This is a genomic window from Rhodococcus sp. DT1 (assembly GCF_049844875.1).
Taxonomy (GTDB): Bacteria; Actinomycetota; Actinomycetes; order Mycobacteriales; family Mycobacteriaceae; genus Rhodococcus.
This window is the reverse complement of sequence record NZ_JBNCLW010000006.1, coordinates 315,655-323,254: the sequence shown is the minus strand read 5'-3', so window position 1 is coordinate 323,254 and position 7,600 is coordinate 315,655. Positions and strand designations below refer to the sequence as shown.

At 65.8% G+C, this 7,600-nt stretch carries 6 protein-coding genes; 3 read left to right on the top strand and 3 right to left on the bottom strand.

Going from position 1 to position 7,600, the window contains the following annotated elements; all coding sequences use genetic code 11:
• On the top strand, positions 1-1,395 hold a 1,395-nt coding region (locus ACLQ3J_RS17590), incomplete at its 5' end, for a thioesterase domain-containing protein (protein ID WP_425904018.1).
• A gap of 134 nt (positions 1,396-1,529) precedes the next feature.
• Positions 1,530-2,588 carry an alpha/beta hydrolase gene (locus tag ACLQ3J_RS17585; RefSeq protein WP_169619977.1) on the top strand — a complete coding sequence of 353 codons (1,059 nt, stop codon included), beginning with the start codon at positions 1,530-1,532 and terminating at the stop codon, positions 2,586-2,588.
• 80 nt (positions 2,589-2,668) lie between these two features.
• Here the strand turns inward: ACLQ3J_RS17585 and ACLQ3J_RS17580 are convergent, their stop codons facing one another.
• The 3 genes from ACLQ3J_RS17580 to ACLQ3J_RS17570 are packed head-to-tail and all read right to left on the bottom strand — an operon-like array spanning position 2,669 to position 5,419.
• The gene (locus ACLQ3J_RS17580) at positions 2,669-3,514 is read right to left on the bottom strand and encodes an ABC transporter permease (RefSeq protein WP_169619976.1); all 846 of its coding nucleotides are present in this window, start codon (positions 3,512-3,514) and stop codon (positions 2,669-2,671) included.
• A gap of 4 nt (positions 3,515-3,518) precedes the next feature.
• Positions 3,519-4,376: an ABC transporter permease gene (locus ACLQ3J_RS17575; RefSeq protein ID WP_169619975.1), complete on the bottom strand. Its 858-nt coding sequence runs from the start codon at positions 4,374-4,376 to the stop codon at positions 3,519-3,521.
• Positions 4,373-5,419 (bottom strand): ATP-binding cassette domain-containing protein, encoded by a 1,047-nt coding sequence (locus ACLQ3J_RS17570; protein WP_169619974.1) that lies wholly within the window; start codon positions 5,417-5,419, stop codon positions 4,373-4,375. Before ACLQ3J_RS17570 ends, ACLQ3J_RS17575 begins: the two co-directional genes overlap by 4 nt.
• A 264-nt stretch (positions 5,420-5,683) precedes the next feature.
• Here ACLQ3J_RS17570 and ACLQ3J_RS17565 point away from each other — a divergent pair, with 264 nt between their 5' ends.
• Complete coding sequence (locus ACLQ3J_RS17565; protein ID WP_425904016.1) at positions 5,684-7,339, top strand: amidase; 1,656 nt, start codon at positions 5,684-5,686, stop codon at positions 7,337-7,339.
• The last annotated feature ends 261 nt before the right edge of the window (positions 7,340-7,600 follow it).

The window sequence follows — 7,600 nt, the reverse complement described above, 5'->3', positions numbered from 1 at the left end:
GGGGAGTTGGAGTACATCGGTCGTACCGATTTTCAGGTGAAGTTGCGGGGGTTGCGGATCGAGCTCGGTGAGATCGAGGCGGCGTTGGTGTCGCACGAGTCGATCAGCCAGGCTGCGGTGGTGGTGTCGGCCTCTGATCTCGGGGATCAGCTGGTGGGTTATGTGGTTCCTGTTGCGGGCGAGACTGTGGATCGTGACGAGTTGGCGGGGTTCGTCTCGGGGTTGTTGCCCGCGTATATGGTGCCGTCGGTCTTGATGGTGCTCGATGAGTTGCCGGTGGGTTCGTCGGGCAAGTTGGACCGCAAGGCGTTGCCTTCCCCTACCTTCGAAGCTCGCGAGTTCCGGGCGCCGCAGACAACCGTCGAACAGAGTGTGGCGTCGACGTTTGCGGATGTGTTGGGTCTCGAGCGGGTCGGTCTCGACGACAACTTCTTCGAGCTCGGTGGCAACTCCCTGGTCGCGACGCAGGTCGCCAGCCGGCTGCAGAAGGAGACGGGGGTCGAAGTTCGGGTCCAGTGGTTGTTCACCGACTCCTCGGTAGCTGCACTCGCGCACCGCATCGAAACCGATGCCGGGAGCGAGGAGGACTTCGATCCGCTCACGGACGGCGCCGTACAGGTTCTGCTGCCGTTCCGTACGCACGGTTCCGGAAACCCGTTGTTCTGCATCCATTCGATGTACGGACTCGCGTGGACCTACTCGGGCCTGACCGGATTCGTGGACGATCGGCCCCTGTACGGGATACAGACGCGCGCACTGTCGGACAACGACTACCTTCCCGGAACCATCGCGGAGATGGCGGACGACTATCTCCGGGAGATCAGGACGGCGCAGCCCGAGGGACCGTACAACCTGATGGGATGGTCGCTCGGAGGAGTGGTGGCACACGAAGTCGCCGTGAAGTTGCAGAAGCAGGGCGAGTTCGTGGAAAGCCTCGTGATGCTGGACAGCCACTGGGATCTCGAGGCAGCGGAGTTCCGCCGTGCCATTCGCGCCAACCTCGCACAGATCGGCGTGATGCTCGAGGACTCGGACGATGTGGCTGCCCTGTCCGACGAACACATCCGAAGACTCTGGGACACGATGGCACAGGACGTGACTGCGCTCAGCGCGCTCACCCTCGAGCGTTTCCGCAACTTGTACCGAAGCGCCGTCCGATCGGGACAACTGATCGCATCGCATCTCCCGGGAACGTTCGACGGTGACATCCTGTATTTCAGTGCAGCCAACCATCCGCCCGCCCGGCACGGAGCGGCGAAGCGGTGGGCTCACCTCGTGACCGGACATGTCACCGATGTACCGATCGACTTCAGCCACGACGACATGACCTCGACGGAGGCGCTCGCGGAGATCGGCCCCGTGCTCGACCACTACCTCAAACGGAATGTGGTGTAACAAGTTGCCGCTGGAATGCGACGCATGTAACTGTACGTAGGCTGCGATCGGGTACGTTCCGTTCGTACTCGCCTCGGACGAGGCGCCGTTGATGTCGACCACGCTGTCCAACCCGAAAAAGGTGAAAGAACCGTATGAAGCATCCGAGACGAGGATCCGGACGACTTCGCGTCCTGACTGCAGGCGCAGCATGCGCGTTGTTCTCTTCCGCTCTGCTGGTCTCCCCGGCAGCGGCTGATCCGGTCGCGGACACCCTGCAGCCGCTCGAGTCGGTGACGAGCGAGAACGGATCGCACATCAGCCGCATCGAAAAGTACGACGAGCAGCAGTTGCTGGTCTACGTATACTCGGCCTCGATGGACAAGGAAATCCTGCTCGACGTATGGCGTCCGGCAGACATCAGTGAACCGCGCCCCACGCTGTACCTGCTCAACGGTGCCGGTGGCGGAGAAGACAGCGCGACGTGGCGTTACCGTACCGACGCCATCGACTTCTTCAAGGACAAGAATCTCAACGTCGTCTCGCCGGTCGGTGGTAAGTGGAGCTACTACACCGACTGGAATCAGGAGGACCCGGCCCTCGGCGTGAACAAATGGGAGACCTTCCTGACCAAGGAGGTTCCTCCGCTGATCGATGCGGCGCTGGGAACCAACGGTGTGAACGCGATCGCCGGTTTGTCCTCATCGGGTACCTCGGTGCTCCAGCTCGCGATCGCGGGCGGGGGTCTCTACAAGGGTGTGGCCGCCTACAGCGGATGTGCGCAGACCTCCGATCCGATCGGGCAGGAGTTCGTCAAGATCACCACCGAGGTGTGGGGCGGGGGCGACACTCGCAATATGTGGGGTGAAACCGACGATCCGACCTGGGTGGAGAAGGACCCGTACGTCAACGCCGAGAAACTTCGGGGTCTCGAGCTCTATATCTCCAACGGCAACGGACTGCCCGGACAGTACGACACCCTCTACGGCCCGGAGATCGACGGCAAGGTGGAGATTCTCGCCAATCAGGTGGTCGTGGGCGGTGTCATCGAAGCCGCGACGAATTACTGCACTCACAATCTTCGCGACCGGCTCGACGAGCTGGACATCCCCGCGACCTACAACTTCCGTGACTCCGGCACTCATTCGTGGAAGTACTGGCAGGACGACCTGAAGGATTCGTGGCCTGTGCTGCAGAAGGCCCTCGGCATCTGACATCGGCTGTGAACGCGTGAAGCCTCTCCCACCTGTGGGAGAGGCTTCACTGCTTTCTGCCGCCTGGACTGCCCGGTTCGTCAGCCGTTCTGCGCCGCGCGCCGGTACCCTCTGATCGCCGGAACGAGGAACACCGCCACGGTTCCGAGCGACCACGCAAGCGTTTTCACGAACGGTTCGGCCACCGGGCCGCCGATCGCCAGCGCGCGCATCGTGTCGATTGCGCACGACATCGGCTGGTTGGCCACGATCGGCTGGAGCCAGGTCGGGTATGCCATCACCGGCACGAATCCCGAGTTGAAGAACATGAGCATCGTGCAGACGATCGACACCAGTTCCACCAGGGGAATTCGTCCGGGAACGGTTGCCAGCACCGTCACCATCATCGCGAAGCCGATACCGAAGATCAGCGGCACCACGAAAAGCAGGACGGAAGCGCCGAGGCCCTGGGTGAACCGGAAACCCATCACCATCCCCGCGGCGACGATCACGAGCGAGGTCACGAAGACTCGTATCGTCTCTGCCATGAGGCGGCCCACGAGGCCGGCCGAACGATGGATCGGCAGGGTGTAGAAGCGTCCCAGCAGTCCGGAGTCGCGCTCGGCGCGCAGCCCGACCGCGCTCACCACCGACCCGAACATCGCGCCCACCAGCACGATCATGGGAACGGTACCGAAGATCGACGATTGCCCGGTCGCGGCGGTGATGCTGTCCCCGAGCACGATCCGGAACATCACCAGCGTCAGCGCCGGGTAGATCAACGCCTGGATCAGAGTTACCGGATCGCGCGCCCACCGCAGCAGGAGGCGCCCGCACTGCAACCGGCTGTGCTCCCACAACGCGGGGAGAGAGTTCTCGTCCCGCGCATGGTCGGCTGCCGGGTACACAACCGTGCCGTTCGGGCGTGATTCGACGGTGTCGCTCATTCGCTCACCCCCTCCTCGTCGTGGCCCAGAGAGCTGCCGGAAGACAGACCACAGCGAGCCCGATCATCCAGAACGCACTCGGCCTGAAGACTTCCCATGTCACGCCGTCCTGCGCCATGTCGCGCATCGCGAAGGAGAACTGCGAGATGGGCTGGTTGCGGACGAACGGCCTGATCCATTCGGGAAAGCCACTCTCGGGCACGAATCCGCACGAGAGCATCCCGAGGATCAGTTGCGGGAGTGTCAGCGCCTGAGACGTCGCCTCCGGGCTCTTGGACAGGCTTCCGATCGCGTCGGCGCCCAGGCACAGCAGAACACTGATGGCGAGTGCGGTCGCGCAGAACAAGGCCGCCTGGCCGAATCCCGCCGAGAACCGGAAACCGATCGCATAGCCGAATCCGATGGCCGCAATCAGCGACACGATCGACCGGACCGTCCCGGCCGCCAATCTGGCCAGCATCGGTATCCCAGCCACCACCGGCATCGTCTGCATTCGTGTCGTCAGTCCGGTCGATGCCTCCGACGCAGCAAGCTGAGCCGCGGAGATCGCGGTGAACGCCATGGACTGCAACACGATGATCGGCATCAGGAACTGCGCGTAGTCGATGCCCTGGAGCTGCATCACGAACTTGAGAGGTAGGTAGAACCCGAGTCCGAAGACGACCGGCGCTATCACCGCGACCACGAGTTCGCCGTTGCGCGCCATCGTCCGCAGCGCGCGCGTGGTCAGCACCCACCATTGCTTCGAGGCGGCGGGCGCGATCCGGCGATGGTCTCCTCCGGGGCTGTCGCCCGAACCCGGAGTGGACGAGCCGGTCGACGGAGGGTCGGGGAGCGGCGCCCGATCGGTGCGTGTCGTCACGGTAGTTCCCCCGCCACCGCCGCCTCCGGTCGTTCTCCGGCGGACGGGTCCGCCGGCGACTCACCCGGTACGGGCGTCGCGGTGTGTCCGGTGAGACGCAGGAACACATCGTCGAGCGACGGCCTCCGAAGCCCGATATCTGCGAGGTCCACGTCGAGCGGTTCGAGGCGCCGAAGAGCCTCGGTGAGGGTCGCGGCGCCGTCGGGTGCCGGGATCGAGATCCTGTCCTCGTCTCCTTCGGTCCCGAGGGGGAACGCCGCGCGAGCGTCCGGCGGCACCATGTCACCGAGCGCCTGCGCGATGGCCGGGAGGGCGCGGGGCTCGACCGGTACGATCTCGCAGAAGCTGCCTCCTGCCGATGCCTTGAGCTGGTTGGCTGTGCCCTCGGCGATGACGGTGCCCTTGTCGATCACGATGATGTTGTCGCTCAGTACATCCGCCTCTTCGAGGTACTGGGTCGTCAGGAGCACCGTGATCCCCTGGTCCTTGAGCGCCGACACCAGCGCCCACACGCCCTGCCGGCTCCGCGGATCGAGTCCCGTGGTCGGCTCGTCGAGAAAGACCACCTCCGGGCGGACCACCAGTCCGCAGGCGATGTCGACGCGGCGTCGCATGCCGCCGGAGTAGCCTTTCACCGGGCGGCGAGCGGCTTCGACCAGATCGAACTGGCGGAGGAGGTCGTCGGCGCGCCGCTTCGCCGATGCGTTGTCGAGACCCATCAGCCGGCCGAAGAGCACGAGGTTCTCCCGGCCCGTGAGCGTGTCGTCGAGCGCCGCGAACTGGCCGGTCATCATGATGGATCGGCGCACCGCCGCAGCGTCGGTGACGACGTCGTGTCCCGCAACGACCGCTCGCCCGGAAGTGGGGCGCAACAACGTCGACAGGACCTTGACCATCGTGGTCTTTCCGGCTCCGTTGGGTCCCAGAATGGCGAGGACACGCCCCGCAGCGGCAGTGAAACCGATCCCGTCGAGGGCCTCGACATCGCCGAAAGACTTGTGCACGTCCTCCACGAGGACTGCCTGATCATGACTGTTCAGCATCACACTCCACCGTCGAACTCGGTCCCGCCCTGCATCGGGACTTCGTCTTCCCGCCGGCGGCGGTGCCGCCGACCATGACGGATGCGCTGCCGTCGAGAGGCGATGTTACCGGCGTCACTGCAACGAGGCGGGTCCAATGGTGTATCGGCGGGCCTCTGGCAACGGATGGTGGGAGGAATCGAGCCGCCGCGCCGTTTTCGAGACAAGATCACAACGGGACACCCCCGACCGGCGAATCCGGCCGATCCGTGGTCTTCTGGGGGCGTGGCAGTCCCAGTAACGCGTCGGCAGTTGATCGGGGGAGCGGCGGGCGGACTGGTCGCCTGGGGTTCGGTCTCGGCCGCTACCTCTCGGGCAGCTCGGCACAGACTGCCGGAGCCGGAGACGGTCACCGCCGGCGATCCGGCGCTGATGAGCGCCGTGGACGCCGCTGCACTTCTGCGCGCCGGCCTGTTGCATCCCCGCGAGTTGCTCGAGTCGTGCCTCAGCCGCACCCGCGCCTTCGACGGTGACGTCGGTGCCTGGGTGCGGCTCTATCCCGAACTCGCGTACGAGGCGGCCGATGCGGCGGGGGAGCGTCTCGCCCGCGCGCGACGCGAGCAGACGCACATCTCCCCGTTGTGCGGGCTGCCGATCGCGCTCAAGGACATCTTCGCGGTATCCGGTCTGCCGTTGACCGCGTCGAGCCGGGTGCTCGAGGGCAACATCGCAGCCGGTCACTCGGGGGTGTGGCGGAGGCTCGACGCGGCCGGCGCGGTACTCATGGGTCACACGCACACCGACGAGTTCGCGATCGGGGTCACGACCCCACAGGTCGGCAACCCCTGGAACACGAGATTCTCGCCCGGGGGCTCTTCGGGAGGCAGTGCAGCCGCTCTCGCGGCGCGCTTCGTGCCCCTCGCTCTGGGCAGTGACACCGGAGGCTCGGCACGACTGCCCGCCAGTGCCTGCGGAGTCTCGTCGATCAAACCCACCTACGGGGCGATCACGTCGTACGGCATGATCCCGCTCACCTGGACCCGAGACCATGTCGGGCCGATGGCGCGCAGTCTCGGAGACGCGGCCCTGCTCATGTCCGTGCTCGCGGGACCGGACGCCGACGATCCGATCACGTCCCTCGGGCGCCCGGTTCCGGAGGGCGGATACCCGCTCGCCGCTCGCGGCGGGGCGGCGCCTCTCTCCGGAATCAGGATCGGGGTACCGGTCGATTCCCGTCCCGCACCCGTGGCCGCGGTGCAGCGGGTCGTCGACGGATTCCTCGACGTCGTACGTTCGCTCGGCGCTGTGACCGTGCCGGTGACCATGCCGCCTCTGCCGTCGTCGCTCGCGACGGGCGATCAGGTGGAGATGGGCTCCTACCATCAGCAGTTCGCAGATCGGCTCGGGCTGTACCGGCCGGACAAGGCGGTGCTGGTGTCCGCGGCCGTCGCGTCGCTGGGGGTGCCTGTCGGTGACTACTTCCAGTTCGAACGCGACCGGCTTCGCTACCAATCGGAGTACAACCGGATGTTCGCCGATCAGGATCTCGATGCCATTGCGGTGGCGGGGTCGGCGGTCGACGGTGCGCGTCGCGACGAGTTCCTCGGCGTCAGCGTCACGGCGGGTGTGGTGGGCGACGTGCGGTGGGCGAACTACGCGGGCGCGCCCGTGGTGACGCTTCCGGCGGGGCGGTCGGGGGACACGGGGATGCCGGTCGGGGTGCAACTCGGCGCGCGCCCCTGGCAGGATGCCGAACTCATCGCGATCGGCCTGGAAGTGCAAGCAGCAGTACCGATTTGGCGTGACGAACCGGTACTCGTACCGGCGATCGCTCGTGTTCCCGAGGTGGGGAGTGTGCAGCCGGGGCGAGGGCCCGATCCCACCAACACCGTCGGCGCGGCGGCGCCGTTGCGCACGCCCGCGATGAACCCGGTGGGGTAACCGGCGCCCGGTTGCCGGGTGAGCGAGACCACGAAGGGCGCCGAGTTGAACTCTCGCGTGGACTCCTGCATACTGGTCGGGTTGCCTTGACCGGGCCATGGGTTGTTTCGCGGCTCGGATCGGGAAATCGTGACAGTCGCTGATCGGCCCGAGGGTTGGTTGCGGCCACAAAGCAAGACGGAAGCAGTACCAGCGTGCGCTCGTATGAGTGCATTCGGTCCCGTTCTTTGCGGTGTCGAAGCCCAGAGCTTCGTCGCCGGG